Origin of the sequence: Streptomyces sp. NPDC059895 (assembly GCF_042731035.1) — a bacterium.
Classification (GTDB): domain Bacteria; phylum Actinomycetota; class Actinomycetes; order Streptomycetales; family Streptomycetaceae; genus Streptomyces.
In genome coordinates this window covers 64,763-90,980 of the sequence record NZ_JBHWKO010000005.1, presented here as the reverse complement: position 1 = coordinate 90,980, position 26,218 = coordinate 64,763, and the positions used below count along the sequence as shown (strand labels likewise).

Annotated in this window: 24 protein-coding genes and 5 tRNA genes; 20 read left to right on the top strand and 9 right to left on the bottom strand. The window is 73.9% G+C overall.

All coding sequences use genetic code 11. From position 1 onward, the window contains the following. Positions 1–333 precede the first annotated feature (333 nt). From ACFV9M_RS07875 to ACFV9M_RS07865, 3 genes are all read left to right on the top strand, one after another. Complete coding sequence (locus tag ACFV9M_RS07875; RefSeq protein WP_385072769.1) at positions 334–1,551, top strand: glycerophosphodiester phosphodiesterase; 1,218 nt, start codon at positions 334–336, stop codon at positions 1,549–1,551. A gap of 68 nt (positions 1,552–1,619) precedes the next feature. Beyond that, positions 1,620–2,129, top strand: a complete 510-nt coding sequence (locus tag ACFV9M_RS07870; RefSeq protein ID WP_385072772.1) for a sigma-70 family RNA polymerase sigma factor — start codon at positions 1,620–1,622, stop codon at positions 2,127–2,129. 45 nt (positions 2,130–2,174) lie between these two features. After that, positions 2,175–2,672 (top strand): GNAT family N-acetyltransferase, encoded by a 498-nt coding sequence (locus ACFV9M_RS07865; RefSeq protein WP_385072774.1) that lies wholly within the window; start codon positions 2,175–2,177, stop codon positions 2,670–2,672. On the opposite strand, the gene ACFV9M_RS07860 is transcribed toward ACFV9M_RS07865, so the two are convergent. Further along, positions 2,662–3,078, bottom strand: a complete 417-nt coding sequence (locus tag ACFV9M_RS07860) for a hypothetical protein (protein ID WP_385072831.1) — start codon at positions 3,076–3,078, stop codon at positions 2,662–2,664. The two genes, ACFV9M_RS07865 and ACFV9M_RS07860, sit on opposite strands and share 11 nt — an antisense overlap. A 1-nt stretch (position 3,079) precedes the next feature. Next, complete coding sequence (locus tag ACFV9M_RS07855) at positions 3,080–3,439, bottom strand: hypothetical protein (RefSeq protein ID WP_385072777.1); 360 nt, start codon at positions 3,437–3,439, stop codon at positions 3,080–3,082. Between the two features lie 575 nt (positions 3,440–4,014). On the opposite strand from ACFV9M_RS07855, the gene ACFV9M_RS07850 reads away from it, so the two are divergent. The 8 genes from ACFV9M_RS07850 to ACFV9M_RS07815 all read left to right on the top strand — a co-directional run bounded on the left by ACFV9M_RS07850 (position 4,015) and on the right by ACFV9M_RS07815 (position 16,294). Next, the gene (locus ACFV9M_RS07850) at positions 4,015–5,067 is read left to right on the top strand and encodes a methionine ABC transporter ATP-binding protein (protein WP_385072780.1); all 1,053 of its coding nucleotides are present in this window, start codon (positions 4,015–4,017) and stop codon (positions 5,065–5,067) included. Beyond that, positions 5,064–5,801: a methionine ABC transporter permease gene (locus ACFV9M_RS07845; RefSeq protein ID WP_385072783.1), complete on the top strand. Its 738-nt coding sequence runs from the start codon at positions 5,064–5,066 to the stop codon at positions 5,799–5,801. Before ACFV9M_RS07850 ends, ACFV9M_RS07845 begins: the two co-directional genes overlap by 4 nt. A 65-nt stretch (positions 5,802–5,866) precedes the next feature. After that, a complete protein-coding gene (locus ACFV9M_RS07840) occupies positions 5,867–6,694 on the top strand; it encodes a MetQ/NlpA family ABC transporter substrate-binding protein (RefSeq protein ID WP_385072784.1) in 828 nt (275 codons plus the stop codon). 259 nt (positions 6,695–6,953) lie between these two features. After that, entirely contained in the window at positions 6,954–7,592 is a 639-nt protein-coding gene (locus ACFV9M_RS07835) for a GNAT family N-acetyltransferase (protein ID WP_385072785.1), read from the top strand. A gap of 94 nt (positions 7,593–7,686) precedes the next feature. Then, positions 7,687–8,904, top strand: a complete 1,218-nt coding sequence (cbiE, locus tag ACFV9M_RS07830; protein ID WP_385072788.1) for a precorrin-6y C5,15-methyltransferase (decarboxylating) subunit CbiE — start codon at positions 7,687–7,689, stop codon at positions 8,902–8,904. 367 nt (positions 8,905–9,271) lie between these two features. Further along, a complete protein-coding gene (cobT, locus tag ACFV9M_RS07825; RefSeq protein WP_385072791.1) occupies positions 9,272–13,741 on the top strand; it encodes a nicotinate-nucleotide--dimethylbenzimidazole phosphoribosyltransferase in 4,470 nt (1,489 codons plus the stop codon). Positions 13,742–14,160: 419 nt separating this feature from the next. After that, complete coding sequence (gene cobA, locus ACFV9M_RS07820) at positions 14,161–15,411, top strand: uroporphyrinogen-III C-methyltransferase (protein WP_385072794.1); 1,251 nt, start codon at positions 14,161–14,163, stop codon at positions 15,409–15,411. A gap of 64 nt (positions 15,412–15,475) precedes the next feature. Next, complete coding sequence (locus ACFV9M_RS07815; protein ID WP_385072834.1) at positions 15,476–16,294, top strand: TrmH family RNA methyltransferase; 819 nt, start codon at positions 15,476–15,478, stop codon at positions 16,292–16,294. Positions 16,295–16,379: 85 nt separating this feature from the next. Here ACFV9M_RS07815 and ACFV9M_RS07810 read toward each other — a convergent pair whose 3' ends face one another. Then, positions 16,380–17,846 (bottom strand): serine/threonine-protein kinase, encoded by a 1,467-nt coding sequence (locus ACFV9M_RS07810; protein ID WP_385072836.1) that lies wholly within the window; start codon positions 17,844–17,846, stop codon positions 16,380–16,382. A gap of 196 nt (positions 17,847–18,042) precedes the next feature. Between ACFV9M_RS07810 and ACFV9M_RS07805 the strand changes: the two genes are divergently transcribed. The 4 genes from ACFV9M_RS07805 (at position 18,043) to ACFV9M_RS07790 (ending at position 20,619) form a co-directional block, all read left to right on the top strand. Then, positions 18,043–18,318, top strand: a complete 276-nt coding sequence (locus tag ACFV9M_RS07805) for a hypothetical protein (protein WP_385072797.1) — start codon at positions 18,043–18,045, stop codon at positions 18,316–18,318. Between the two features lie 197 nt (positions 18,319–18,515). Then, complete coding sequence (locus tag ACFV9M_RS07800) at positions 18,516–18,713, top strand: hypothetical protein (RefSeq protein WP_385072799.1); 198 nt, start codon at positions 18,516–18,518, stop codon at positions 18,711–18,713. A gap of 586 nt (positions 18,714–19,299) precedes the next feature. Further along, positions 19,300–20,238, top strand: a complete 939-nt coding sequence (locus ACFV9M_RS07795; protein ID WP_385072802.1) for a phosphotransferase enzyme family protein — start codon at positions 19,300–19,302, stop codon at positions 20,236–20,238. Between the two features lie 81 nt (positions 20,239–20,319). Next, positions 20,320–20,619 carry a zf-TFIIB domain-containing protein gene (locus ACFV9M_RS07790; RefSeq protein WP_385072805.1) on the top strand — a complete coding sequence of 100 codons (300 nt, stop codon included), beginning with the start codon at positions 20,320–20,322 and terminating at the stop codon, positions 20,617–20,619. 88 nt (positions 20,620–20,707) lie between these two features. Here ACFV9M_RS07790 and ACFV9M_RS07785 read toward each other — a convergent pair. The 5 genes from ACFV9M_RS07785 to ACFV9M_RS07765 form a co-directional block, all read right to left on the bottom strand. Beyond that, positions 20,708–20,779 (bottom strand) — tRNA-Val (locus ACFV9M_RS07785). A gap of 34 nt (positions 20,780–20,813) precedes the next feature. After that, positions 20,814–20,885: transfer RNA gene (locus tag ACFV9M_RS07780), tRNA-Val, on the bottom strand. 19 nt (positions 20,886–20,904) lie between these two features. After that, a tRNA-Val gene (locus ACFV9M_RS07775) sits at positions 20,905–20,976 on the bottom strand. 1 nt (position 20,977) lies between these two features. Continuing rightward, positions 20,978–21,051 (bottom strand) — tRNA-Cys (locus ACFV9M_RS07770). Between the two features lie 39 nt (positions 21,052–21,090). Continuing rightward, a tRNA-Gly gene (locus ACFV9M_RS07765) sits at positions 21,091–21,163 on the bottom strand. Positions 21,164–21,353: 190 nt separating this feature from the next. Here ACFV9M_RS07765 and ACFV9M_RS07760 point away from each other — a divergent pair. The 3 genes from ACFV9M_RS07760 (at position 21,354) to ACFV9M_RS07750 (ending at position 24,242) form a co-directional block, all read left to right on the top strand. Beyond that, positions 21,354–22,397 carry a chorismate-binding protein gene (locus tag ACFV9M_RS07760; protein WP_385072807.1) on the top strand — a complete coding sequence of 348 codons (1,044 nt, stop codon included), beginning with the start codon at positions 21,354–21,356 and terminating at the stop codon, positions 22,395–22,397. After that, entirely contained in the window at positions 22,394–23,215 is an 822-nt protein-coding gene (locus ACFV9M_RS07755; protein WP_385072810.1) for an aminotransferase class IV, read from the top strand. The genes ACFV9M_RS07760 and ACFV9M_RS07755 overlap by 4 nt, the downstream gene beginning before the upstream one ends. Positions 23,216–23,417: 202 nt before the next feature. Beyond that, on the top strand, positions 23,418–24,242 hold the full coding sequence (locus tag ACFV9M_RS07750) for a GNAT family N-acetyltransferase (RefSeq protein WP_385072813.1): 825 nt from the start codon (positions 23,418–23,420) through the stop codon (positions 24,240–24,242). Between the two features lie 127 nt (positions 24,243–24,369). On the opposite strand, the gene ACFV9M_RS07745 is transcribed toward ACFV9M_RS07750, so the two are convergent. Beyond that, positions 24,370–24,915 (bottom strand): DsbA family protein, encoded by a 546-nt coding sequence (locus ACFV9M_RS07745; protein ID WP_385072815.1) that lies wholly within the window; start codon positions 24,913–24,915, stop codon positions 24,370–24,372. 324 nt (positions 24,916–25,239) lie between these two features. On the opposite strand from ACFV9M_RS07745, the gene ACFV9M_RS07740 reads away from it, so the two are divergent. After that, a complete protein-coding gene (locus ACFV9M_RS07740; RefSeq protein WP_385072818.1) occupies positions 25,240–25,686 on the top strand; it encodes a hypothetical protein in 447 nt (148 codons plus the stop codon). Between the two features lie 243 nt (positions 25,687–25,929). Continuing rightward, positions 25,930–26,082 (top strand): hypothetical protein, encoded by a 153-nt coding sequence (locus ACFV9M_RS07735; RefSeq protein ID WP_187750717.1) that lies wholly within the window; start codon positions 25,930–25,932, stop codon positions 26,080–26,082. The last annotated feature ends 136 nt before the right edge of the window (positions 26,083–26,218 follow it).

The following is a 26,218-nucleotide window of genomic DNA, read 5'->3' as shown; positions in this document are numbered from 1 at the left end:
ACGGCCGCCCGTCACCCGGCACGGCCGCCAGCCACCCGGTGCGGCCCGCCGCCCGTTGTGCGCGGCGCGCCGTGTCACCGGCGCGGAAGCGCTCGACGCCGTACGCCGTACGCCGGCGAGCGCCACCGCGGCCCGGGCCGGCCGGCCCCGGCCCGCTCCGGCCGACACCGAGCGGCTACCCCGCCCCGCCGCGCCGAATCGACGGACCGTCACGACAGCGTCGGAAACCGGCCATCTCCCGTCACTCGCCCGTTCGGGCCGGAGCCTCCCTTCGGTCATGTGAAGGCCCCTACGATCTGCGCGCACCACACCAGCCGACGGCAGGGAGGCCTCATGGGAACGCACGAGTCGCAGGAGTCGCGGAAGTCGCAGCACGCGCCGGAGTCGAACGACCGGGCGAGCGGAACCGGACGGCGGGCGTTCCTCGGAGCGGCCGCCGTCCTCGGGGCCGGCGGCACGGCGCTCGGCCTGACCGGCACCGCCCGGGCCGCCGGGACCCGGACCGGCGCCGCCGGCAGCGGCAAGGGCCTGAAGAGCCTGCCCGTGCCGACGATCATCGGGCACCGGGGTGCCAGCGGCTACCGTCCCGAGCACACCCTCGGCTCCTACCAGCTCGCCCTCGACCTCGGCGCCGACATCGTCGAGGCCGGCGACCTCGTCCCCACCAAGGACGGCCACCTCGTCTGCCGCCATGAGCCCGAGATCGGCGGCACCACGGACGTCGCCGACCACCCCGAGTTCGCCGACCGGAAGACCACCAAGGTCCTCGACGGCGTCTCCACCACCGGCTGGTTCACCGAGGACTTCACGCTCGCCGAGCTGAAGACCCTGCGCGCGACCGAACGCATCCCGGCCAACCGCCCGCACAACACCCTCTACGACGGCCGCTGGGAGATCCCCACCTTCGAGGAGGTCCTCGCCTGGCAGGACGAGCAGACCCGGGAGCGCGGCAAGCAGGTCTGGATCTACCCCGAGCTCAAGCACCCCACCTACTTCCGCAAGCTGGGCCTGGGCCTGGAGGAGCGGGTCGCCAAGCTGCTGCGCCGGGAGGGCAAGGACGACAGGAACGCGCCGGTCATCCTGCAGTCCTTCGAACCGACCAGCATCCAGCGCCTGAACAAGCTGGTCGACAACCCCCTCGTCGTCCTCCTCTCCACCGCCGCCAGCCGCCCCTGGGACTTCGTCGAGACCGGGGACCCGCGCACCGTCGCCGACCTCATCACCCGCAAGGGCCTGCGGGAGATCGCCGGCTACGCCCAGGGCATCGGCCCCACCCTCGACCTGGTCGTCCCGAAGGACGCGAACGGCAACCTCGGCACCCCGACGACCCTGGTGAAGGACGCCCACGCGGCCGGCCTGATCCTGCACCCCTACACCCTGCGCAACGAGAACCCCTTCCTGCCCGCGGAGTTCCGCAAGGGCACCGACGCGGACGCCTACGGCGACGTCTTCGGCGCCTACCGGGCGTACTTCGCGACCGGCATCGACGGTGTCTTCACCGACCAGCCCGACACCGGCCTGCTGGCCCGCGAGGACCACGTCAACGGCTGACCGACCCGTTGGGGTGACAAACCGGCCGCCCGGGCAACCCCGCCCCGGGCGGCCGCGTCGTGCCGCACATGACGCACGACCTGCTCGCCGCCCTGCGCCCGCTGCTCACCGCGGAGGCCTCCGCCGAGGCGCACGCCACCGGAACCGAGCCCGCCGACCTCGAACAGGCGGTCTGGCTGCGCCTGCTGGAACACCTCGCCACCGACGGCCGGCCGCCCCTCGACCCGCACGGCTGGCTGCGCGGCGCCGTCCGCGCCGAGTCCCGCCGCACCCGCCGCACCACCCGCCGGGAACGGCCCTACGAGACCGATCCCGCCGACGACGGCGAACACGGCCCCGAACACCTCGCCCTCACCGCCGCCCGCCACCGCGCCCTGCGCGACGCCGTGCGCCGGCTCCCCGGCCGCTGCCCCCGTCTCCTCCAGGCACTGCTGTCGCCGCGGGACCTCACGTACCGGGAGATCGCGGGGGAGTTGGGTATCTCACAGGGCAGCCTCGGACCGGAACGTTCCAGATGTCTGGGATGTCTGCGGCGTCAGCTCGCGCCGGAGGTTGCGGCCCGCGAAGTGCGGGGATAGGAGTGAAGGACCACGAGCGATCAGGTGAGCGGGAGGCGTGCGCACATGGGCATGAGCGTGACCATCTCGGTGGCGACCGAGCAGGATGCCGAGCAGATCTTCAGGTTGCAGTACCTGTGTTTCCAGAGCGAGGCCGCCCTCTACGGCAACTACCGCATCGCCCCCCTCGTCCAGACCCTCGACTCGGTCCGGCAGGAGCTCGCCTCCGACTGCGTCTTCGTGGCGCGGCTGGGCGACGAGGTCGTCGGCTCGGTCCGCGGCTCCATCACCGAGGACGGCGCCGCCGCCATCGGCAAGCTCTGCGTCCACCCCCGCCTCCAGGGGCACGGCATCGGCGCCCGGCTGCTGCGCGCCGCCGAGTCCGCCCTCGCCGAGGAACGCGGCGCCACCAAGTTCCGCCTCTTCACCGGCCACCGCAGCGAGGGCAACCTCCGCCTCTACCGCCGCGTCGGCTACGAGACGGTCGGCACCTCCCAGGGCGCCGACGGCGTACCGATGATCGTCCTGGAGAAGGCGGCCGGGGCGTACGTGGCTACGGCGTGACCGTGCGCGACCTGCGCAGCCAGTACAGCGCCGTCAACGGCAGCAGCACCGGGATGAACACGTACCCCATCCCGTAGTCCGACCACACGGTCGAGTCGGGGAAGGCCGACGGCTCCACCAGCGTCCACGTCCCGACCACCAGCACCCCCGCGAGTTCGGCGGCGCAGCACACCTGCGCCGCCCTCCGCGCCGTCTCCCCACCCCGCACCAGCGAGTACGTGATGAAGCCGTACACGATCCCGGCCAGCGCGGACAGCGAGTACGCCAGTGGCGCCCGGTCGAACTCCGTGGCGATCTGGTAGGCGGACCGCGACACGGCCCCGACCACCATCACGCCGTAGAACCACACCAGCACCAGCCCCGGGCCCCCGATGAGCCGCGCCGGCTTCTCCTCCACGGCCGCCATCTCAGCCTCCCCAGATGTCATAGAGCCGCACCTCGAGCACGGCGAGCACGACGGCGCCGGCCGAGACCGTCACCGAACCCCACCGCGTCCGCTCGGCCAGCGACATGAACCCCGCCGCCGGCACGCACGCGAACGCCCCCAGCAGATAGGCCACGAAGATCGTCGTGCCCTGCGCCGGTTCCTCGCCCCGCGCCAGCCGCACGATCCCGATCACCAGCTGCGCCAGCGCCAGGACCGAGACCACGGCCATCCCGATGAAGTGCCAGTCCTTCGTCGGCTGGTCACGGTAGGCCGCCCAGCCGCACCACGCGGCCAGCAGCAGCGCGGCGACCCCGGTCACCAGCGTCAGGACATCAAGCATGCAGCGACCTTAGTACGGCGTGACCGGCCCCTCGCGGTCGGCCCCGGGCCGCATCGACCCGCCGCCCGGGCCCTCGGCGCGAGGACCGTGGCGTTGGCCACAACCCATCGGTCCGGCGACCTGGCGCCGACCCGCTCACGCAGGAGCTGTCCGCCTTGTCCGCCCTGGTCACCGACGGGGAGGGGAGATCTCCGGGCGTGTTGGGGGCGGGTCCACGGCCGTCCATGATTCGGACGTCCGGGCTCTGTCAGGACCGTACGTCTGGTTTACTGATCGCATGACCACCACGAGCAGCCGCACCCTTGCGACCGAGGCGACCACGACGCCCGGTGCTCGTTGTATGGGTCGAATGTGCGCCTTTTAGAGGGCCCCTGCACCACCCCGGGCTCGCGCCCCGAAGCGAGCCGCCGTGGCATGTCGGTACGCCGTGAGCCGTACGCGTCCCGAGCCGCGCCCCGCGCACCTGTTCTCCCCCGGTTCGATCGCCACCGCGAGGACCGTGCCGCGTCCCTGACCGAATTGCCTCCGTGCCCGGGCACACCCACGCCCGCGCACTCGACAGTGACGGAAGACCAGTGATCACCACATCGGGCCTGACGAAGATCTATCGGGCTGACCGCTCACGCGGCCGTGAGGTCGTCGCCCTGGACGGCGTAGACCTGCACGTGCGCGAAGGAGAGGTCTACGGCGTCATCGGCCAGTCCGGCGCCGGCAAGTCCTCGCTCATCCGCTGCATCAACCTGCTCGAGCGGCCCACCTCCGGGACGGTCACCGTCGACGGGCAGGACCTCACCGCCCTCGCCGGACGCGGACCGCGCGCCGGCCGGGAGCTCCGTCAGGCCCGCAGCCGTATCGGCATGGTCTTCCAGCACTTCAACCTGCTGTCCACGCGCACCGTGCAGGACAACGTCGAGCTGCCGCTGGAGATCCTCGGCAGGTCCGGCCGGGAGCGCTCCCGCAAGGCCCTCGAACTGCTCGACCTGGTCGGCCTCGCCGACAAGGCCAAGGCCTACCCCGCCCAGCTCTCCGGCGGCCAGAAGCAGCGCGTCGGCATCGCCCGCGCCCTGGCCGGCGACCCCAAGGTCCTCCTCTCCGACGAGGCCACCAGCGCCCTCGACCCGGAGACCACCCGCTCGATCCTGACGCTGCTGCGCGACCTGAACCGCCAGCTGGGCCTGACCGTCCTGCTCATCACGCACGAGATGGACGTGGTCAAGAGCGTCTGCGACTCGGCCGCGCTCATGGAACAGGGCCGCGTCGTGGAGTCCGGCACGGTCAGCGAGCTGCTCGCGACGCCGGGCTCGGAGCTCGCCGCCGCGCTCTTCCCGGTGAGCGGCGAGGCCGCCGGCGAGGGCCGCACCGTCATCGACGTCACCTTCCACGGCGAGTCCGCGACCCAGCCGGTCATCTCCCAGCTCGCGCGCACCTACAACATCGACATCTCGATCCTGGGTGCCGCCATCGACACCGTCGGCGGCCTCCAGGTCGGCCGGATGCGCATCGAACTGCCGGGCCGCTACGAGGACAACGTCGTGCCGGTCGGCTTCCTGCGCGAACAGGGACTTCAGATCGACGTACTGGGCGCTTCGCAGGAGAAGTCCCCGCTGGTGAAGGACGGTGCCAAGTGACCTGGTCCGAGATGCAGCCCCTGCTCGCGCAGGCGTGTTGGGACACCCTCTACATGGTGGGCTGGTCCACCCTCATCGCCGTCGTCGGCGGTCTCCCGCTCGGCGTCCTCCTCGTCCTCACCGACCGCGGCGGCCTGTTGCAGAACGTCGTCGCCAACAAGGTGATCGGGCAGGTCGTGAACATCGCCCGCTCCATGCCGTTCATCATCCTGATGGTCGCCCTGATGGGCTTCACCCGCTCCCTCACCGGCACCACCATCGGCCGCGAGGCCGCCATCGTGCCGCTCGCCATCGGCGCCATCCCGTTCTTCGCCCGCCTGGTGGAGACGGCCGTGCGCGAAGTGGACGGCGGGCTCGTCGAAGCCGTGCAGTCGATGGGCGGCAACACCTGGACGATCGTGCGCAAGGTCCTCGTACCGGAGGCCCTGCCCTCGCTGATCGCCAGCACCACCACCACGATCGTCGCCCTCATCGGCTACTCCGCGATGGCCGGCACGGTCGGCGCCGGCGGCCTCGGCGACATCGCCATCCGCTACGGCTACCAGCGCTTCGAGACCGAACTGATGTGGATCACCGTCGCGATCCTCGCCGTCGTGATCTCGCTCATCCAGTTCGCCGGCGACTACGCGGCCCGCTCCCTGCACCGCCGGGGCGGCCGCTCGGGCCCCGCGCCCAAGCTGCGGCTGCTCAAGGTCAAGGAGCCCGCGGCCGCCGACATCGGCAAGGTCGTCTGACCCGTCCACCCGGATTCCCGCACATCCGCAGCGGGGTCGCCTCACCCACAGGAAAGGCACTTTTCGTGCGTAACACTGCCAAGATCACCACCGCCGTCCTCGCCGCCGGAGCCCTCACCCTCGGACTCACCGCCTGCGGCTCGGACAAGGACTCCGCCTCCGACACCAGCGGCCCGCTGATCGTCGCCGCCAGCCCGGTCCCGCACGCGGAGATCCTCACCTACGTCAAGGAGAACCTGGCCGAGAAGGCCGGCCTCGACCTGGAGGTCAAGGAGTTCACCGACTACGTGACGCCGAACACGGCGACCGAGGACGGCTCCGTGGGCGCGAACTACTTCCAGAACCAGCCGTACCTCGACGACTTCAACAAGAAGAACGGCACCCACATCGTGCCCGTCGTCACGGTCCACCTGGAGCCGCTCGGCCTCTACTCCAGCACGGTCAAGAGCGTCGACGACCTGAAGAGCGGCGCGACCGTCGCCGTCCCGAACGACACCGTCAACGAGGCACGCGCGCTGAAGCTGCTCGCCGCGAACGGGATCATCACCCTCAAGGACGGCGCGGGCAACTCGGCCACCCCCGCCGACATCGCCAAGAACCCCAAGGGCCTGAAGTTCAAGGAGCTGGAGGCGGCCCAGACCCCGCGCTCCCTGGGCGACGTGGACGCCGCCGTCATCAACGGCAACTACGCCATCGAGGCCGACCTCAAGCCCGCCGAGGACGCCCTCGTCCTGGAGTCCGCCAAGGACAACCCCTACGGCAACTTCCTCGCCGTGAAGGAGGGCAACGAGGACGACCCGCGCGTGAAGAAGCTCGCCAAGCTCCTGACCTCCGCCGAGGTCAAGAAGTTCATCGAGGACAAGTACGCCGGCTCCGTCATCGCCTCCTTCTGAGGCACCGCACCGCTCCCTTACACACCCCGGCCGGCCGTCGCCGGCTCGCCTACACACCCCGGCCGGCCGTCGCCGGCTCGCCGCGCGCCCTCGGGGTCCGCTCCTCCACACGGTGGGAGCACCCCCACTCCCCGACGGGGCGGTGGGGGAGGACCCCGTGGTGCGTCGCGGTGCTTTCATGCTGCATGCTGGGCAGTTCAGCAGGTCTGACGGTCCGGCAGGCCGGGCCCAGACGGTTTCGACGGTTACGGAGCGGCGCATGACGAGCACCTTCCCCACCATCTCCATCAGCACGGAGCGGTTGGTGCTGCGCCCCTTCGACGAGGACGACGTGCCCGCCCTGGCCGAGATGATGAACGACGAACAGGTCGCCGCCTGGACCGACGTCCCGCAGCCCTTCACCGAGGACGGCGCCCGTACCTGGATCACCGAGTACGCCCCCGCCCGACGCACGGCGGGGCGCGGCCTCGACCTCGCCGTCACCGAGTTCCTCACCCAGCGGCTCGTCGGCGTCATCCAGCTCGGCGGCACGGACTGGCACGTCCGCTCCACCGAGCTGTCGTACATCGTCGCCCCCTGGGCCCGCGGCGAGGGCTACGCCTCCGAAGCCGCGCTCGCCACCGCCCAATGGCTGTTCACCGACCAGAAGTTCGAGCGCATCGAACTGCGCACGGCCGCCGACAACACCGCCTCGCAGCAGGTCGCGCAGAGGATCGGCTGCATCAGCGAGGGCGTCCTGCGCAACGCCTGTATAGCGCGCGCCCGCGCCGACGACGGCACCTGGACCGAGGTGCGCACCGACTTCATCGTCTGGAGCCTCCTCCCCGAGGACCTGGAAGGCGCCGGGGAGCAGCTCGCGGACAACGGCGGCTTCACGTCCTACACCGACTGGAACTGACCTCCGGCCACCGCACCGCCGCCGCCCGGGCCCACCCGACCAGGTACTCTCACGGAGCCCGCCGCCTGCGTAGATTCCCGGGAGACTGACGACGATGGCCGACCGCGTCACGGTGATCGGCTGGGACGGCTCGCCGCTGACCGCCGCGGCCCGCTCCGCGCTGGGTGCCGCCACGCTCGTGGCCGGCGCCGCCCACCACCTGGGGCTGCCCGAAGTGCCGCCCGCCGCCGAACGCATCCGCCTCGGCAGCGTCCCCCTCGCCGCCCGCCGCATCGCCGCCCACCGCGGCACCGCGGTCGTCCTCGCCGACGGCGACCCCGGCTTCTTCGGTGTCGTACGCCCCCTGCGCGCACCCGAGTTCGGCCTGGAGGTCGAGGTCGTCCCGGCCGTCTCCTCCGTCGCCGCCGCCTTCGCCCGCGCCGGCATGCCCTGGGACGACGCCCAGGTGGTCGTCGCCCACCCGCGCACCCTGCGCCGCGCGGTGAACGTGTGCCGTGCCCACCCCAAGGTCGCCGTCCTCACCTCGCCCGGTGCCGGCCCCGCCGAACTGGGCCTGCTCCTGGAGGGCGTCCACCGCACCTTCGTCGTCTGCGAGGAACTGGGCACCGACCGCGAACGGGTCGCCGTCGTCACGTCCGACAAGGCCGCCGACCACACCTGGCGCGACCCCAACGTCGTCATCGTCATCGGAGGGGCCACCGCCCCGGTGGCCGGCGCCGAGGGCGGCTGGATCGCCGGCCGCGACCCGGGCACCGGCCCGCGCGGCTGGGTCCTGCCCGCCGAGACCCACGGCGGCGACCTCGGCGAGGGCGAGTCGGAACTGCTCCGCGCGGCGCAACTCGCCCGTCTCGGCCCGCGCGTGGGCGACCTCGTCTGGGACATCGGCTGCGGCAGCGGCGCCTTCGCGACCGACGCCGCGCGGGCGGGCGCCGCCGTCCTCGCCGTCGACCGCGACCTGGAGGCCTGCGCCCGCACCGACGCCACCGGGCGCCGCCACGGCGTCCACCTCCAGATCGTCCGCGGCACCGCCCCGCACGTCCTGGAGAACCTGCCCGAACCGGACGTCGTCCGCGTCGGCGGCGGGGGAGCGGCGGTGGTCTCCGCGGTCGCCGACCGCCGTCCGCAGCGCATCGTCACCCACGCCCTCACCCGGGACGCCGCCGAACTCGTCGGCCGCGAGCTGACCCAGCACGGCTACCGCGTCGAGTGCGCCCTCCTCCAGTCCGTCGAACTCGACACGGGGGACTGGGCGGAGACGGAACGGAGCGTCGCGTTCCTGCTCAGCGGGGTGCTCCCCGACCGTTCCGCCTGACCCGCTCCACCCTCCCCGTGATCCTGTTGTCGTACCGCGCGCGGTAGGCTGGCCGATCGTCGTACCGCATCCGTTCGCCCGGCGCTTCGTCGGTCAATGTCCGGAAAACGCATCCGTTTTGGGGTGCGTGTGATACGGCGGAACCGGAGGGCGCGCAACGTGGCGCAGTCCACAACGGAGCGTCGCGGATCAACCTGTCGTGGCGCGACGAGGGCCGGGACAATGCCACTGAATGGCTTTGTCGTCTTTTGCGGGCGGGTCGTTCGTGCCGCTGGGCGCGGACGCTCGTTCTTCACTACGGGGCGGTCGGTGCGCCGTTCCGGGTGAGCTGGTCGTAGGAGCACTAACCGATGGGCGAGGGGTACGCATGACCGACACCGGCCAGGTTCCGGGCGAGGGACTGCCGGAGAACGCAGGCATGGTGGATCAGCCGGGCGCCTCCGCACCCGGCGCGTACACCTACCTCTCCGAGACCACCGCCGAGGACGAGGACCTGTTGCTGCTGCCGGGCGCCCAGAGCGCCTGGGGCAACGAGGTGGCGCCGCCGGCACCGGAGCCGGTGGTGGAGGCCCTGCACGAGCCGGGCCCGCACGAGACGGCCGGCCGCGACAGCGGATCGGTCGACCTCAGCGCCGTGCGCCTGCCCGGCCCCACGGTGCCCACCGCCCCCACCACGCCGATCCCGCCGATCGCCCCCCGCCGCCCGCTGCACCTGGGCCCGCCCCTCCCCGACACCTCCGCCAGCCCGGTCCGCTCCCTCGCCGACCGCGGCCCCGCCGGAGCACCGGTACGCCACCCCGGCCCGCCCGTGTCCGGCCCCGAGTACCTCGACGCCCAGCCGCTGCGCGAGACGGCCCCGCAGGGCGCCGTTCCCTGGGGTGCCCAGGCCGCGCCTCAGGCGCCGGTCGTCCCGGGGGCGGCCCCCGCCGAAACGGTTGTTCCGGCTGCCCCGCAGCCGCCCGAGCCGGTGGGCGTGGCCGAGGCGGTCGTGGCCCGCGTGGCCACGCAGGCCGTCGCGACCACCGGTGCCCCGCAGCACGAGCACGAGCATGAGCACGGGCACGCCGCCGCGACGCCGCAGCCCGTGGAGGCCGTTCACACCGGCGGGGCCGCGCAGCCCGGCACGGCCGACGCCGCGCAGGCCGGGGCCGGCGGCGCGATGTCCGCCGAGGCCGCGCCGCACACGCCGGGGGCGGAGCCCGTGCCCGCCCCGCTACCGGAACCCGGACCGGTGTCCGAGGCCGCCGCTGCCCCGGCGCCGGCCGTGGGAGGGCTCGCGGACGGGCCCCAGGTGCCGGAGGCCCAGCAGGTCCAGCAGGGCGCTTACGCGGCGGAGTCCGCCGCCGACGTCCCCGCTGGTGTGCAGGCGCCGGAGCCGGCGTCGGCGCCGACCGGTGCCGAGTCCGTGCCCTCCGGTCCGACGGAGCCCGGGGCCGTGGCGCCGGAGTCCGTGCCGGCGGAGCCCGGTCCCGTCCCGTCCGGGCCCGTCATGGTTCCCGGGGCGGAGGTTCCGGGCGCGGGCCTGCCCGTCGATCAGGGCGCGGGCCTGCCCGCCGATCCGGTCGACGGCCCCCAGGCGGCCCCCGCCGGGACGCCGGCCGAGGCGGCCCCCGCCGGGACGCCGGCCGACGCGGTCCCAGTAGAGATGCCGGCCGACGCGGCCCCTGCCGAGACGCCGGTCGACGCGGCCCCCGCCGTCCAGGCGGCCGAGGGGCCGGCGGCCGAGGGGCCGGCGGCCGAGGGTCCGGAGGTGTCCCCTCCCGCCCCTGCCGCCCCGGTCGCGGAGGCACCGGCCGACGCGACGGCCCCGGCCCCCGCCGAGGCGCCCCACGCGGACGCGGAGGCCCCGGCCGACATCGCCGAGGTGCCCGTACCCGGACCGGGCCCTGAGGCCGTCGCTTCCGACGCCCCGCCCGCCCCCGGCGCAGTCGCCGAAGTTCCCGCCACGGACACCGCGGCCCCGGTCCAGGAGGCCGCCGGGACGCCCGACGCGGCGGCACCGACGACCCCGCAGGTCCCGGAACCGGTCGCCCCCGCGGTCGAGCAGACCGCTCCGGCAGAGCAGACCGATGCCGCTGAGCAGACCGCTCCGGCAGAGCAGACCGATGCCGCTGAGCAGACCGCTCCGGCTGAGCAGGCCGCTCCGGCTGAACAGATCGCTCCGGTCGAGCAGGCGGTTGCGGCCGAGCAGGCGGTTGCGGTCGAGCAGCCGGATGCCCCGGCCTCCCCAGCAGCCGCAGCCGCAGCCGCAGCCGCCGCCCCCGAGGCGCCCGCCGCCGAGCCCGCCGTCGAGGCGCCGGCCGAACCCGTCGCCGTACCCGGCGCCACCGACGCTCACCTCGCGGACGCCTCCGCGGTCCCCGCCGAGGGCACCCCCGCCGAGCCCGCGCCCCAGCAGCAGCCCGCCGAGGCCGGGCAGGTCCCGCAGCAGCAGCCCGTGGCCGAAGCCCCCGTGGAGCCCGCACCCGAGCACCACCCCGCCCCGGAACCGCAGCCGGAACCGCAGCCGGAACACGAGCCCGCAGCCCAAGCGGGACACCAGCCCGAGCAGCAGTCCGACCCGCAGGCGGAACACCAGCCCGAACAGCCGGCGGAGCCTGAGCCGGCCGCGCCCGGGACCCCGGCGCCCGCTCACGGCGCGGACCCGGCGTATCAGACCCCGGACACCGCCGCCGCCCCCGTGGCGGCCGAGGCCGACCCCGCTGCCGCGGCCGCCGCGCAGTCAGGGGCGGAGGCGCCCGCGGGCGAGTCCGTGCCGGTGGACGGCACGGTCCAGACCGCCGCGCACCTCGCGCCGACCGCGACCGCACCGCACATCATCGTGCTGCCGGACGAGCCGCAGGCGGCCGAGCCGGGAACCGAGACGCTCGCCGCCCCGGTGCCCGGGGCCGCTGCCGCCCCGGCGGCCGGAACCCCCGTCGCCACGGTCCCCGCCCCCCGCGCAGCCGACACCCCGATCACGGCGGCCGCCGCCCCCGGCACGGAGCCGGGAGCCGGGCCCGAGCCCGACCCGAACGTCGCGCAGGACCCGGAGGACCTGGACACCAGGGCCGCCGACCAGGAGGAGAGCACGACCCCGGTGGAAGAAGCACCCCAGCCCACCGGCCCCGCCGCGCCCGCGTACGACGACGCCGAGCGCGAGGCCGTCCTGAAGGTCATGCGGGAGCGCCGCGACATCCGCAACGGCTTCCGCAGCGACCCCATCCCGCACGAGGTGCTGCTGCGCGTCCTGGAGGCCGCCCACACCGCGCCCTCCGTCGGGCACTCGCAGCCCTGGGACTTCGTCGTCATCCGCTCCGCCGACACCCGGCGCGCCATGCACGAACTGGCGATGCGGCAGCGCGACGCCTACGCGAAGTCGCTGCCCAAGGGCCGGGCGAAGCAGTTCAAGGAACTGAAGATCGAGGCCATCCTCGAAACCCCGGTGAACATCGTCGTCACCGCCGACCCCACCCGCGGCGGCCGCCACACCCTGGGCCGCCACACCCAGCCGCAGATGGCCCCGTACTCCTCCGCGCTCGCGGTCGAGAACCTCTGGCTCGCCGCCCGCGCCGAGGGCCTCGGCGTCGGCTGGGTCAGCTTCTTCGACGAGCGCGAGATGGTCCGCGCGCTGGGCCTGCCCGACCACCTCGAAGTGGTCGCCTACCTCTGCGTCGGCTACGTCGACGAGTTCCCGGACGAGCCCGAGCTGATGCAGGCGGGCTGGGCCAAGCGCCGCCCCCTGTCGTGGGTCGTCCACGAGGAGACGTACGGCCGTCGCGCGCTGCCCGGCGAGGACCCGCACGACCTGCTCGCCGAGACCGTCGCCGGCATCCGCCCGCTGGACGCCAAGGCGCTCGGCGAGGCCTGGGAACGGCAGAAGCGCATGACCAAGCCGGCCGGGGCGCTCGGCATGCTGGAGATCATCTCCGCCCAGCTGTCCGGCCTCTCCCGCCAGTGCCCGCCGCCGATCCCGGAGCCCGCGGCCGTGGCGGTCTTCGCCGGCGACCACGGTGTGCACGCCCAGGGCGTCACCCCCTGGCCGCAGGAGGTCACGGCCCAGATGGTCGCCAACTTCCTGGGCGGCGGAGCGGTCTGCAACGCCTTCGCGACCCAGGTGGGCGCCGAGGTCTGCGTGGTGGACGTCGGCGTGGCGGCCGACCTCCCCGCCACCCCCGGCCTGCTGCCCCGCAAGGTCCGCGCGGGCACGTCCGACATGACCACCGGTCCCGCCATGACCCGCGAGGAGGCCAAACAGGCCATCGAGGTGGGCATCGAGACGGCCCGCGACCTGGTCGCGGCCGGCAACAAGGCGCTGCTCACCGGCGAGATGGGCATCGCGAACACCACGGCGTCCGCCGCCCTCATCTCCGTCTTCACGGGCGCCGACCCCGCCGAGGTCACCGGCCGCGGCACCGGCATCAACGACGAGACCCTCGCCCGCAAGACCGAGGTCGTCCGCCGCGCCCTCGAACTCCACCAGCCGGACCCCGCCGACCCCATCGGCGTCCTGGCCGCGATCGGCGGCTTCGAGCACGCCGCGATGGTGGGCCTCCTCCTGGGCGGCGCCTCCCTCCGTACGCCGGTGATCCTGGACGGCGTCAGCGCTGGCGCCGCCGCCCTGGTCGCCCGCGCCATCGCTCCCGAGGTCCTCGCGGCCTGCATCGCGGGCCACCGCAGCGCGGAGCCGGGTCACGTCGCCGCCCTGAACAAGCTGGGCCTACGCCCCCTGGTCGACCTCGACCTCCGTCTCGGCGAGGGCACCGGCGCCCTCCTGGCCCTCCCCATGGTCCAGAGCACGGCCCGGGCGATGCACGAGGTGGCGACGTTCGACTCGGCCGGGGTGACCGAGAAGTAGGTGACCGAGAAGTAGTGGTGACCGGAGAGCAGGGCCGGCCGGGCGGCACGGCCGACCGGGCAGCAGGCGACCGGGGACACAGCGGTCCCCGGTCGCCGGCGGAGGCCTCCGCGTCCCCGACGCTTCCGACGCGGTGGCACCGGGCCTTCCGAGGCCTCCGACGCCTCCGACGCCTGAGCCGAGGTGGCACCGGGCCTTCCGAGGCCTCCGACGCCTCCGACGCCTGAGCCGAGGTGGCACCGGGCCTTCCGACGCCTCCGACGCCTCCGACGCCTGAGCCGAGGTGGCACCGGACCCTCCGCCGGGCCCTCGGCCCGCCCACCGTGCCCAGCCACCGGACACCTGATCCGCCAGAACCCCTCGCCGCTTAAAATCCGCACGTCAGGGCTATCGCACCGCCGCAAGAGGAGCCGTACCTCATGGCCGAACACCCCGCCTACCCCGTAGGCCTTCGCCTCACCGGCCGCCGGGTCGTCGTCCTCGGCGGCGGCCAGGTCGCCCAGCGCCGCCTCCCGGCGCTGATCGCGGCGGGCGCGGACATCGTCCTCGTGTCCCCCACCGCCACCCCGTCCGTCGAGGCCATGGCGGACGCGGGCGAGATCGCCTGGACGCGGCGCCCCTACGCCGAGGGCGACCTCGCGGACGCCTGGTACGCCCTGATCGCCACGAGCGACCCGGAGGCGAACGCCCGTGCCTCGGCCGAGGCGGAGACGCACCGCGTCTGGTGCGTCCGCTCCGACGACGCCGACGCGGCGACCGCCTGGACCCCGGCCACCGGCACCAGCGAGGGCGTCACGGTCGCCGTCCTCACCACGAACGCCCGCGGCCGCGACCCCCGCCACACCGCCGCCATCCGCGACGCGGTGGTCGAGGGCCTGCGCGACGGCACCCTGGTGGCACCGCACCACCGCACCCGCACCCCCGGCGTCGCCCTGGTCGGCGGCGGCCCCGGCGACCCGGACCTGATCACGGTCCGCGGCCGCCGTCTCCTCGCCGAGGCCGACGTCGTCATCGCCGACCGCCTCGGCCCGCGCGACCTCCTCGCCGAACTCCCGCCGCACGTCGAGGTCATCGACGCCGCGAAGATCCCCTACGGGCGCTACATGGCCCAGGAGGCGATCAACAACGCGCTGATCGAGCACGCCAAGCAGGGCAAGTCCGTCGTCCGCCTCAAGGGCGGCGACCCGTACGTCTTCGGCCGCGGCATGGAGGAACTCCAGGCGCTCGCCGACGCGGGCATCACCTGCACGGTCGTCCCGGGCATCTCCAGTTCGATCTCGGTGCCGGGCGCGGCCGGCATCCCGGTCACCCACCGTGGCGTCGCCCATGAGTTCACCGTGGTCAGCGGCCATGTCGCCCCCGACGACGAGCGCTCCCTGGTCGACTGGGCGTCGCTGGCGAAGCTCACCGGCACCCTCGTGATCCTCATGGGCGTCGACAAGATCGGCCGGATCGCCGAGACGCTGGTGGCGCACGGCAAGCCCGCCGACACCCCCGTGGCGCTCGTCCAGGAGGGCACGACGTCCGCCCAGCGCCGCGTCGACGCCACCCTGGCGACGGTCGCCGAGACGGTCCGTACGCAGGAGGTCAAACCCCCGGCGGTGATCGTCGTCGGCGAGGTCGTCACCGTCGGCCCGCGGACGCAGGCACAGCCGCGCACGCCGGCATGACCGCAGGCGACGACCCCGTTCCGAGCCGTTGGCACCGCACCCAGGACAAGGCGGTATGACCCCCGTGGCCGATCTGATCACCGTCGAGGACCCCGCGGACCCGCGTCTGCGCGACTACACCGGCCTGACCGACGTCGAGCTGCGCCGTCGGCGCGAGCCCGCCGAGGGCCTGTTCATCGCCGAGGGCGAGAAGGTCATCAGGCGTGCCAGGGAGGCCGGCTACGAGATGCGCTCGATGCTGCTCTCCGCGAAGTGGGTCGACGTCATGCGCGACGTCATCGACGAGCTCCCGGCCCCGGTGTACGCCGTCAGCCCGCAGCTCGCCGAACGGGTCACCGGTTACCACGTCCACCGCGGCGCCCTCGCCTCCATGCAGCGCAAGCCGCTCCCGACGGCCGCCGGCCTCCTGCGCACCGCCCGCCGGGTGGTGATCATGGAATCGGTCAACGACCACACCAACATCGGCGCCATCTTCCGCTCGGCCGCCGCCCTCGGCATGGACGCCGTCCTGCTCTCCCCGGACTGCGCCGACCCCCTCTACCGGCGCAGCGTGAAGGTCTCCATGGGCGCTGTCTTCTCCGTGCCGTACGCACGCCTGGACACCTGGCCGAAGGGCCTGGAATCGGTCCGCGAGGCCGGGTTCACGCTCCTCGCCCTCACCCCGGACGAGAAGGCCCGCAGCCTGGACGAGGCCGCCCCGCACACCATGGACCGGGTCGCCCTCATGCTGGGCGCGGAGGGCGACGGCCTGTCCCGCCAGGCCCTGGCCGCCGCCGACGAATGGGTCCGCATCCCCATGTCCCACGGCGTCGACTCGCTCAACGTGGGCGCGGCCGCAGCGGTCGCCTTCTACGCGGTGGCGACCGGCCGCCCGCGGGCGTAGGACACGACCGACCAGGCACCGCGCCCGCGAGGCGAGTAATCGGCGTCACGGACCACACGCCGGCCCCCCGCCCCGGGTCCGTGACCTACCCGGCCGACCCCACGCCCGCCCCCGCCCGAGGCTGCCCCTGCCCCTGTCCCTGCTCCGGCTCTTGCCGCTGCCCCTGACCCTGTCCCTGCCGCTGATCCTGTACGACGCCGTCGCCGCCCCCGAGTCCCCGGGCCGGACCCTGGCAGCCCTGGACGACGGCGATGCCGAGCGCCACGAGCAGCGTCACGACGACGAAGACGAACAACCGCTGCCGCAGCAGCCGCGGATTGGCCGGCCGCAGCCCGGTCCCCGTGGACCGTGGCGCCGGACGGCCCGAGGCACCGCGGGGCGCCGGCCGGCTGCCGCTGCCGGACCGGGTGTTGCGGGCGGCGCGCGCGGTGCGGCCGGTCGGAGTGGGGCGGGCCCCGGACCGCGACGACGGCGGCACACCGCCGCCCCGCGCGGCACCTCCGCCCCGGGAGGCGCTCCCGCCCGATGCGGCGCCACCGCCCCGCGAGGGCGCGCCTCCCCGGGGCGGTACCGCCCCGCGCGAGGACGGTACCCCGCCCCGCGGCACCGGAGTGCCGGGCTGGCGCAGCGTGCGCTGCGGAAAACCGGGGTCGGTCAGCCGCCCGGTCGGCCGGTCGGCCTCACTGGCCCGCGGCACGGGCGGCCGGACGACGTCGGTCATCCCGTGGGCCTCGCGGGCCGCGATCTCCTTCAGCCTGAGCGACAGGTCGAGGGTGCTGGGCCGCTCCTCGGGGTCCTTCGCCAGACACGCCCGGATCAGCGGGGCCAGGGCGTCCGGTACGCCGTGCAGCTGGGGCTCCTCGTGCACCACCCGGTACAGCATCACCTCGGAACTGCCCTGCCCGAAGGGGGAGTCGGCCATCGAGGCGTACGCGAGCGTGGCACCGAGCGAGAAGACGTCGGTCGCCGGGGTGACCGCCGCGCCGCGCACCTGCTCGGGTGCCAGGAAACCGGGAGAGCCGACCGCCGTACCGACATGGGTCAGCGTCGAGGCCCCCGTCGCCCACGCGATGCCGAAGTCGATGATCCGCGGCCCCTTGGGGGAGAGCAGGATGTTCGACGGCTTCAGGTCCCGGTGCACGACCCCGGCCTCGTGGACGGCGACGAGCCCCTCGGACAGCGCGGCCCCGATCGCGGCGAGCTCGGCGGCCCCCAGGGGACCGTCGTCGTTGACCTTGTCGTGGAGGGACGGGCCGGGCACGTACTGCGTGGCGAACCACGGGCGGTCGGCGTCCAGGTCCGCCGCGACCAGCCGTGCCGTGCACCCGCCCCTGATCCGCCGTGCCGCCGAGACCTCCCGCGCGAACCGCGAGCGGAACTCCTGGTCCTCCGCCAGATCGGGCCGGATCACCTTCAGCGCGACCCGCTGCCCCTTCTTGTCGGAGCCCAGATAGACGACGCCCATCCCGCCCGCGCCGAGCCGTCGGTGAAGCTTGAACGAGCCGACGACGCGCGGGTCCTCGCGCCTCAGGCGCATCATCGCCATGTTCATCCCCGCTGCCCGGTCCGTGTGACGTGGCACAGCTTACGTTTCCACGGCCGTCCGCGCGCAGAGGCCGCGCCCTCTCGGCCCGGCGGATTGTCAGTGCCCGGTGGGACACTTGAAGAGTGGTCAGGGGGCCTGCAGTCAGCGGTGCCTTGCTGCCCTCGGTGCCTCAACGGTGCCTCAGGGAAGGGGGATTGAACCCATGAAGGGTGACCGAGTGGAGATCGTCGTCGACGCCGGCGACACGACACGTACGTACGAGGTGGTGGCGAGCAGGGCGGGCCGCCGGGTGGAGACGGCGGTACGCCGCGGGGTGGTGGAAGTGAGCGAAGTCACCCGAAACGGAACCGCCGTGCGGACGGCCCGTTTCATGGCCACCCGGGTCCTCGCCCTGGTCGAGCAGCCGGTGCCCCGCGAGGACAACTCGGAAAAGCAGCTCGGTACCGGACGGTCCCTCCGGGAAGACCCCGAGAGCTGAGCCGCCGTCTCCACCCAGGGGAGTACGCCCCAGGTCACGGCTCATCCTCCGGGAGGCCCGGCAATCGGTACGAAGGCATGACGTCCGGCATCCGCCACGCGCCTAGATTGGAGGTCAAGCGGCGGGTGCAGCACTCGTCTCCCGAGGTCAGACACCCGCCGCTGCCGACGACAACCGACACGGTCAGGAGAGGGACCATGGCCCACACGGCACCGCGGACGCTCGTCCGCAGCCAGGAGCGCACCACGCTCCGCGCCCGCCGTCAGGGCCGCCGCCACCCGCTGGTGGCGACGCTGATGGCCCTTCCTCTGGCGGTCCTGCTCCTCGTCGTCTTCGACGGCTGGGAGACAGTGACCACACAGGCGTCGTCCGTGGGAGTGATGCTGGGGCGCTGAGCGGCGACCCCAGGCCCGGAAGAGCGGTCCGGGCGGGGACATCCACCCATGAAACCCCGTGGGGACGGGGGTGCGGCGGACGGCACAAATGCCGGCGCAGCTGGGGAGCTGCGCCGGCATTGCCCATTTCCCGGCACGGCCACCGCCCGTGCCGTCCACCCCGAGTGACGTTCCCGGTAGCGGGCCGCTCCCGCCTGCCCGAAGCCGTGGGGCCCCGGGCCGGCGGCGGCCCTTCCGCCCCCGGACCCGACAGGGAGCTACCCGGCCTCGCGCCCCGGCAGGTGCTCGCCCCGCGTCCCGCCCCGCCGGCCCCGCGTCCCGGCAGGGGCTGCCGTCTCGGCCCTTGTCCCTGCTCCCCGGCAGGCCTTCGCCCCGGTGTCCTGGCAGGCCGGCTGTCGTCTCTGTCCCTGTCCCCGCCCCTGCTCCCCGACAGCCCCTCGCCCCCCCGTGTCCTGGCCGGCCGGCCGTCGTCTCTGCCCCTGTCCCCGGGCCCTGGCGCCCTCGTCTCTGTCCCGCCCGGCAGGCGTTCGCCCCGGCCACGTACCCTCACCGACGAACCGACGTCAGGCGCCGCCGAGGGAGTCCCATGCCAGCCGTTCCCCTGCTCCCGGCGCTCGCCGCCCGCGCGCGCAGCTCCGCCCATCCGACCGTCGACGACTGCGCCTGCGGCACCGCCACGCTCGCCGACCGTGCCGACGCCACCGTCGTCCGCCACGCCGGCACCGTCGCCAAGGCACACGCCCCGGACACGACCGCCGGCGCGCTCGTCCCCCGCCTCGTCACCGCCGCGCACCTGCCCGACGTCCTCCTCCCGCCGCTCACCCCGGCCCCCGCTCCTCTCAACGGCCGCCTCGTCACCTTCTGGCCGTACGGCACCCCGGTGGACGCGGACGACCCGGACGCCGCCCCCTGGGAGGCCGCGGGGTCCCTCCTCGCGCGTCTGCACCGTGCCCCCGCGCCCACCCCGCTGCCGCCGATGCGGGGTCCCGTCAAGGCCGCCCACGCCGTGGCCCGCCTGCGCGCGGCCGGCCCCCACCCGGCCGTGGCCGACATCCTGCGTGCCTGGGACACCCTGCCCGCCTGGGCCCGCGCCGAGGCGCCCATGCCGGACGGCACCACCGTCTGCCACGGCGACCTCCACCTCGGCCAGCTCGTCCGTCACCCGGCCCCCGACGGTCCTTGGCGCCTCATCGACGTCGACGATCTCGGCGTCGGCGTCCCGGCCTGGGACCTCGCCCGTCCCGCCGCCTGGTACGCCTGCGGTCTGCTGCCGCCCGACGAGTGGACCCGCTTCCTGACCGCCTACCGGCAGGCGCACGGCCCCGCCGTCCCCGCCGACGGCGACCCCTGGCCCGACCTCGACGTCCCGGCCCGCGCCCTCACCGTCCAGAGCGCGGCCCGCGCCCTCACCAAGGCGCTCGCGGGGGGCGGCCGGCCCTTGGACGAGGTCGAGCGGAGCCTCGTCGAGGCCTGTGCCCGAATGGGGTCCCTCCCTCCGCAGTTGGCGCCGAACTCCGCCAAGTAGGGTGCAACCGACCGCAGCCGGACAGAGTCTGTCCCGGCGATAGGTGAAGCAGGACCGACCGGCGAGGAGTTGAGCCGAACCATGCAGTGTCCGAAGTGTCACGCTCCGATGCACACCTACAACCGCAACGGCGTCCAGATCGAGCAGTGCAGCAACTGCCGCGGGATCTTTCTCGACTACGGCGAACTGGAGGCGCTGACCCGCCTGGAGTCCCAGTGGTCCCAGCCGGCCCCGCCGCCCCAGGCCGCCCCGCAGGCCTACCCGCCGGCCGCCCCGCCCGCCCCGGCCTGGGGCGCGCCGCACGGCGGCCACGGCGGCCACGGTGGGCACTACGGTCACCATCGCCACAAGAGCTTCGGCCACATGCTCTTCTCCAGCTGAGCCCGGCGGGCCACCCGGCCCGCCCCCTCCGCAGCACTCGCATACGGAGAAGCCCCCGGCCGTGGGAACGGCCGGGGGCTCCGGTGTGTGGACGATACTGGGATTGAACCAGTGACCTCTTCCGTGTCAGGGAAGCGCTCTCCCGCTGAGCTAATCGTCCTCGGGACCACGACCCGCAGGTCATGGGTGCTGCGTGCGCGATACTGGGATTGAACCAGTGACCTCTTCCGTGTCAGGGAAGCGCTCTCCCGCTGAGCTAATCGCGCGGGGGATCCGAAGATCCAGTGGACGATACTGGGATTGAACCAGTGACCTCTTCCGTGTCAGGGAAGCGCTCTCCCGCTGAGCTAATCGTCCTTGGAGGTGGAGACGGGATTTGAACCCGTGTAGACGGCTTTGCAGGCCGTTGCCTCGCCTCTCGGCCACTCCACCAGGAGTGCAGGGGTTCGGGAAGATCCCCTCGTTCCTTCGAGCGGACGACGAGGCTCGAACTCGCGACCTCAACCTTGGCAAGGTTGCGCTCTACCAACTGAGCTACGTCCGCCTGTCGTTTCGGTTCGCTTGCGCGTCCCGGCGACGTGTTGAACTCTAGCGGATTCCTGGGCCAGTACAAAAACGCGTTTGTGCAGCGTGCTGCGCTGCGTCTGCCCGGGTACCGGCCACAGTGCCTGCTCAGGCCCCCCGCGGGACGTGCCCGGGGCCGCCGCCGGGACGCCCGACCTAGACTCGACAGCGTGCTCGACCTCCCTCCTCTCGCCCGCTTCGGCGACCGCGTCGCCACCGGGCTCCTCGACGTCACCGACGATCCCGCGGCCCTCGACTCCGAGGGTTTCTGGGCCGTCTGCGCCGACTTCGAGGGCCGTCTGATCTGCGCGCGCTTCGCGGACGTGCGGGTCGAGCCGGTGCCGGCGCCCGCGCCGGGGGAGTGGCGGGGACCCGCGGTGGACGACTGGACGTCGTCCCTCGACCGCGCCGCGTACACGGCCGGCGTGCGCCGCGTACGGCAGCACATCGCGGCCGGCGAGGTCTACCAGGCCAACCTCTGCCGCGTCCTCTCCGCACCCGTGGCACCCGACGCGGACGTGGACGCGCTGACCGCCCTGCTGGCCCGCGGCAACCCGGCGCCGTACGCGGGAACGATCCGCCTGCCCGGGCACGGCGTCGAGATCGCCACCGCGTCGCCCGAGCTGTTCCTGCGCCGGGACGGGCGCGCCGTGGAGTCCGGGCCGATCAAGGGCACCGGACGGACCGAGGCGGACCTGCTCGACAAGGACTACGCCGAGAACGTGATGATCGTGGACCTGGTCCGCAACGACATCGGCCGCGTCAGCCTCACCGGCAGCGTCACCGTCCCCGACCTGTGCGCGGTCGAGAAGCACCCCGGGCTCGTCCACCTCGTGTCGACCGTCCGCGGCGAGCTGCGCGACGGCGCGGGCTGGCCGGAGCTGCTGGACGCCGCCTTCCCGCCCGGCTCCGTCACCGGCGCCCCCAAGTCCAGCGCCCTGCGGATCATCGACGCGCTCGAGACGGCGCCCCGCGGTCCGTACTGCGGCGGCATCGGCTGGGTCGACGCCGGCCGCGCCACCGGCGAGCTGGCCGTGGGCATCCGCACCTTCTGGATCGACCGCGCGGAAGGAGTCCTGCGCTTCGGCACCGGCGCCGGCATCACCTGGGGATCCGACCCCGAAGCGGAATGGCGGGAGACCGAGCTGAAGGCGGCCCGACTGCTCGCGGTAGCGTCGGGGGCTCACGAGGCGGATGGAAGGACTCTGACGTGAAGATATGGCTCGACGGCGGGCTTCAGGACAGCGAGTCCGCGCGCGTCTCCGTCTTCGACCACGGCCTGACCGTGGGCGACGGCATCTTCGAGACCGTCAAAGCGGTGGACGGCCGGCCGTTCGCGCTGACCCGCCACCTCGACCGGCTGACCCGCTCCGCGCGCGGCCTCGGGCTGCCCGACCCCGACCACGACGAGGTCCGCCGCGCCTGCGCCGCCGTCCTCGAGTCCAACCCCATGCCGCTCGGACGACTGCGCATCACCTACACGGGCGGCCACGGCCCGCTCGGCTCCGACCGCGGCGAGCACGGCCCGACCCTGGTCGTCGCCCTCGGCGAGACCGGCCGCCGGCCCGACTCCACGGCCGTGATCACCGTCCCCTGGACCCGCAACGAGCGCGGCGCGCTCACCGGCCTGAAGACCACCTCGTACGCCGAGAACGTCGTCGCGCTGGCCCGGGCGAACCAAGAGGGCGCCTCCGAGGCGCTGTTCGGCAACACGGTTGGCCGGCTCTGCGAGGGCACCGGGTCGAACGTCTTCGTCGTCCTGGACGGCGAGATCCACACCCCGCCGCTCGCCTCCGGCTGCCTCGCGGGCATCACCCGGGCGCTCACCATCGCGTGGACCGGCGCCAAGGAGACCGACCTTCCCCTGGAGGCGCTCCAGCGGGCCGAGGAGGTCTTCCTCACCTCCACCCTGCGGGACGTCCAGGCCGTGCACCGCGTCGACGGCCGCGAACTGCCGGGTGCGGCGGGACCGGTGGCCGCCAAGGCGATGCGCGTCTTCGAGGAGCGGGCGGGCGACGACCTCGACCCGTGACGGGCGGGGCCGGGCGGTCGCCGGGACGCGTCCGTGCCCGGTGGTTCCACGGAGGCGGCGGTGCCCGGCGGTTGTACGGAGGCGTCCGTCCTCGGCGTTCGCGCGGAGGCGTCCGCTCTTGTGTGCGCCTCGCGCCTCCATCACGTCCGCGTCCGCGTGTATTCGGCTGACCCGGAGCGCGACAGTGGGTAGAACACCCGTGATGACGACGACCCTGCGGCCGACCGAGCCGCTCCAGCACGGTGCGGACGGGGCGCTGTCCCGCCACTACCAGGTGTGCGTGAACAGCCGTCCCGTCGGAGCGATTCACCTCTCGACGTCCGTCTCCTTCGGCCCCCGCGTCGCCGAGATCGCGGATCTGCGCATCGAGGAGCCGGACCGCGGGAGAGGCCGGGCCACGGTGGCCGCGCTCGCCGCCGAGGAAGTGGCCCGGAGCTGGGGCTGCGCCCGGATCGAGACCAGGGTGCCCGCCGACGCCGAGGCCGCACTGCGGCTCGCGACCGCGCTCGGCTACGTCCAGCGCAACCGGGGCATGGAGAAGCATCTCGGTACGGCCGTGCCCGAGCTGCCGGTGGGCAGCCGGGTCAGGCCCATGACGGAGCCCGAGTTCGAGCGGTGGTACGAACGGGCCGTCCCCGGCTACGCCCGGGAATGGCTCGACCGGGGCGTGCCCGAGGACGAGGCGTCGGCCAAGTCGCGGCGGGACCACGAGGTGCTGCTGCCGCGGGGCCTGGCGACGGAGAACATACTGTTCAGCGTCCTGGAGCACGAACACATTCCGGTCGGCAGCCTGTGGGTGTCGTTCACCGCGGACAAGGCCTTCGTCTTCGACGTCGAGACCGGCGAGCCCTTCCGGGGCCGCGGCCACGGCCGGTCCCTGATGCTGCTGGCGGAGGCCCAGACGGCCGCCGCCGGCAAACGCGTGATCGGCCTCAACGTCTTCGCCGGCAACACCCCCGCCGAGCGGCTCTACGCCTCACTCGGCTACGTCCCGGTGAGCTACTCCCTGTACAAGCAGCTGCTCTGAGACCGGGTACGAGCAGCTGCTCCGAGACCGGCCCGGTCCCGCCTGGCGCGTCAGCTCTCCCCGGCCCGGCCCGGCCCGGCCTGTCGCGTCAGCCCGCCCCGGCCCTGTTCCGGTCCCGCCCGGCGCGTCAGTCCTGTCCGGCCAGCAGCCGGTCGGCGATCTCCTCGACCCGCGCGCGCAGCCCCTCCTGGCTCTTGCCGCCGTCGAGGCGCTCGCCGCCGATGACGTACGTCGGGGTGCCGGTGACCCCGATCGCCTTGCCCTCGGCCTGGTCCGCGTCCACGATCAGGATGTGACGGCCGTCGATGAGGGCGGTGTCGAACTCCTCGCCGTCCAGGCCCAGTTCCCGGGCGACCGCGACCAGGAAGGGTTCACCCTCACGGGTCAGCTCCTCGACCCGGCCCAGCACCGCCTCGACGTACGCCCAGCCCTTGCCCTGCTCCGTGGCCTCCTCGGCGGCCTGCGCGGCGGCGAAGGCGTGCTTGTGCTTCTCCAGCGGGAAGTGCCGCAGCCGCACCTCCAGGCGGTCCCCGTAGCGCTCGCGCAGGGCGCGGAGGTCGTCGAGGGCGCGGTGGCAGTCCGGGCACTGCAGTTCGCACCAGACGTCGAGGACGACCGCGGCGGGACGGGCGGTCGCGGGCGCCGGGGCGGAGGCGGGGGAGGAGTCACTCATGGCACCAGTCTCCCAGCCCGCGCCGTGCCACCCGAATCCGGACCGGGCCACGGGAGGCTTCCCGCCCTGCGCCGCCCCCGGGGGCCGGGGCGGGCCGATCCGCACCACGCCCCCGGCCGGGGACGCCGGCCCGCACACTGCGCGGCCACTGCGCGGCGCCGACCGGGACCCGTGGAGGAACCGACCCCGAGATGTCCCTGATGTCCGCTCGAACCCATGGCCCGGGGGCGCCGCGCAGGTGCAGGATGGAAGGGGCGAAGCGCTGCCGTGCCGCGGCGCCGAGCCGTCCCTGCCCGAGTGCGTCACCGTCGCCTGGAGGACCGGATGATTGCCGAGACCGTCTGTTCCGCCGTCGCCGCGGCCGGCCTGGGCATCGCCGCGATCACGGCCTATCGCAAGCGCTTCCTGACGGCCGCCCGCATCGCGGCCTACGCACTCGTCCCGCTCGGCCTCGTGATGACCGGCGCCGTCGAGTGGGCCGCGGACACCGCCTTCAGCCCCACGGCCTGGGCCGGCTTCGGCGTGCTCGGCGCGGCCTGGGCGCTCTTCGCGACCACCCGGGCCGTGGAGCGCCGCCGCCGAGGCGGTACCCGTAAGGAGCGCAAGGCGGCGGCGCGGACCGCGCAGCCCGACGCCGTGGCCCCCAGCGTCTCCGCGCCCTCCCTGGACCAGGGCTCCCGCCCGGCCTCCCGTCCCGCCGCCGCACCCCGGGAGACCGCCGCGGACGACTTCAGTGACATCGAGGCCATCCTGAAGAAGCACGGCATATGAAGCGGTGCCGCACCGGCGGCGCCGGCCGCACCGGCAGGTAGGGCACCACGCGGCGGCACACCGCACGGGAGACGGCCCGGCGCAGGTCGGCACAGCATCCGCACCTGAAGCGACACAGGCGAGCCACACCCGCGCGAAAGTGATCACGGCCGGAAGTCGGCCTTACCAAATCGGGGAACACCCGCTCAATGCGGGCGTGTTGATCGCGTTGCCGGTACCGGCTGCGTCATCATCGCCCGCGAGATGCTGGACACAACACAGAGCGATGCCGCGCCACCTCAGGACGAGCCGCGCGGGTGCCTCTTCGCCCTTTCCCAGCCACCGCTGATGATCTTCCTGGCGGTGATCGGGAGTCTGCTGCTCATGGCTGCGCTGCACGACCTGCTGCTGCTGTGAGCCGTACCCGCGGTACCCGGCGCCACCCGCCGGGGCCGCGTCGGCATCGGGGACCGGGCGCCGACGGCCCGACGGCCGGATCGGCGGACGGAGGGGGAGCGGGCGGTCGACGGTCCCGTCCAGCAGGAGTGGTCAA

Bases quoted from the DNA above. Each gene is read 5' to 3' on its own strand.
- ACFV9M_RS07860 (WP_385072831.1), bottom strand. From the start codon at position 3,078: ATGGCGGCCGTGGAGGAGAAGCCGGCGCGGCTCATCGGGGGCCCGGGG.
- ACFV9M_RS07855 (WP_385072777.1), bottom strand. From the start codon at position 3,439: ATGCTTGATGTCCTGACGCTGGTGACCGGGGTCGCCGCGCTGCTGCTG.
- ACFV9M_RS07745 (WP_385072815.1), bottom strand. From the start codon at position 24,915: ATGAGTGACTCCTCCCCCGCCTCCGCCCCGGCGCCCGCGACCGCCCGT.
- ACFV9M_RS07805 (WP_385072797.1), top strand. From the start codon at position 18,043: ATGAAGGGTGACCGAGTGGAGATCGTCGTCGACGCCGGCGACACGACA.
- ACFV9M_RS07865 (WP_385072774.1), top strand. From the start codon at position 2,175: ATGGGCATGAGCGTGACCATCTCGGTGGCGACCGAGCAGGATGCCGAG.
- cobA (WP_385072794.1), top strand. From the start codon at position 14,161: ATGGCCGAACACCCCGCCTACCCCGTAGGCCTTCGCCTCACCGGCCGC.
- ACFV9M_RS07735 (WP_187750717.1), top strand. From the start codon at position 25,930: ATGCTGGACACAACACAGAGCGATGCCGCGCCACCTCAGGACGAGCCG.
- ACFV9M_RS07870 (WP_385072772.1), top strand. From the start codon at position 1,620: ATGACGCACGACCTGCTCGCCGCCCTGCGCCCGCTGCTCACCGCGGAG.
- ACFV9M_RS07795 (WP_385072802.1), top strand. From the start codon at position 19,300: ATGCCAGCCGTTCCCCTGCTCCCGGCGCTCGCCGCCCGCGCGCGCAGC.
- ACFV9M_RS07835 (WP_385072785.1), top strand. From the start codon at position 6,954: ATGACGAGCACCTTCCCCACCATCTCCATCAGCACGGAGCGGTTGGTG.
- ACFV9M_RS07750 (WP_385072813.1), top strand. From the start codon at position 23,418: ATGACGACGACCCTGCGGCCGACCGAGCCGCTCCAGCACGGTGCGGAC.
- cbiE (WP_385072788.1), top strand. From the start codon at position 7,687: ATGGCCGACCGCGTCACGGTGATCGGCTGGGACGGCTCGCCGCTGACC.
- ACFV9M_RS07800 (WP_385072799.1), top strand. From the start codon at position 18,516: ATGGCCCACACGGCACCGCGGACGCTCGTCCGCAGCCAGGAGCGCACC.
- cobT (WP_385072791.1), top strand. From the start codon at position 9,272: ATGACCGACACCGGCCAGGTTCCGGGCGAGGGACTGCCGGAGAACGCA.
- ACFV9M_RS07740 (WP_385072818.1), top strand. From the start codon at position 25,240: ATGATTGCCGAGACCGTCTGTTCCGCCGTCGCCGCGGCCGGCCTGGGC.
- ACFV9M_RS07810 (WP_385072836.1), bottom strand. From the start codon at position 17,846: ATGAACATGGCGATGATGCGCCTGAGGCGCGAGGACCCGCGCGTCGTC.
- ACFV9M_RS07790 (WP_385072805.1), top strand. From the start codon at position 20,320: ATGCAGTGTCCGAAGTGTCACGCTCCGATGCACACCTACAACCGCAAC.
- ACFV9M_RS07875 (WP_385072769.1), top strand. From the start codon at position 334: ATGGGAACGCACGAGTCGCAGGAGTCGCGGAAGTCGCAGCACGCGCCG.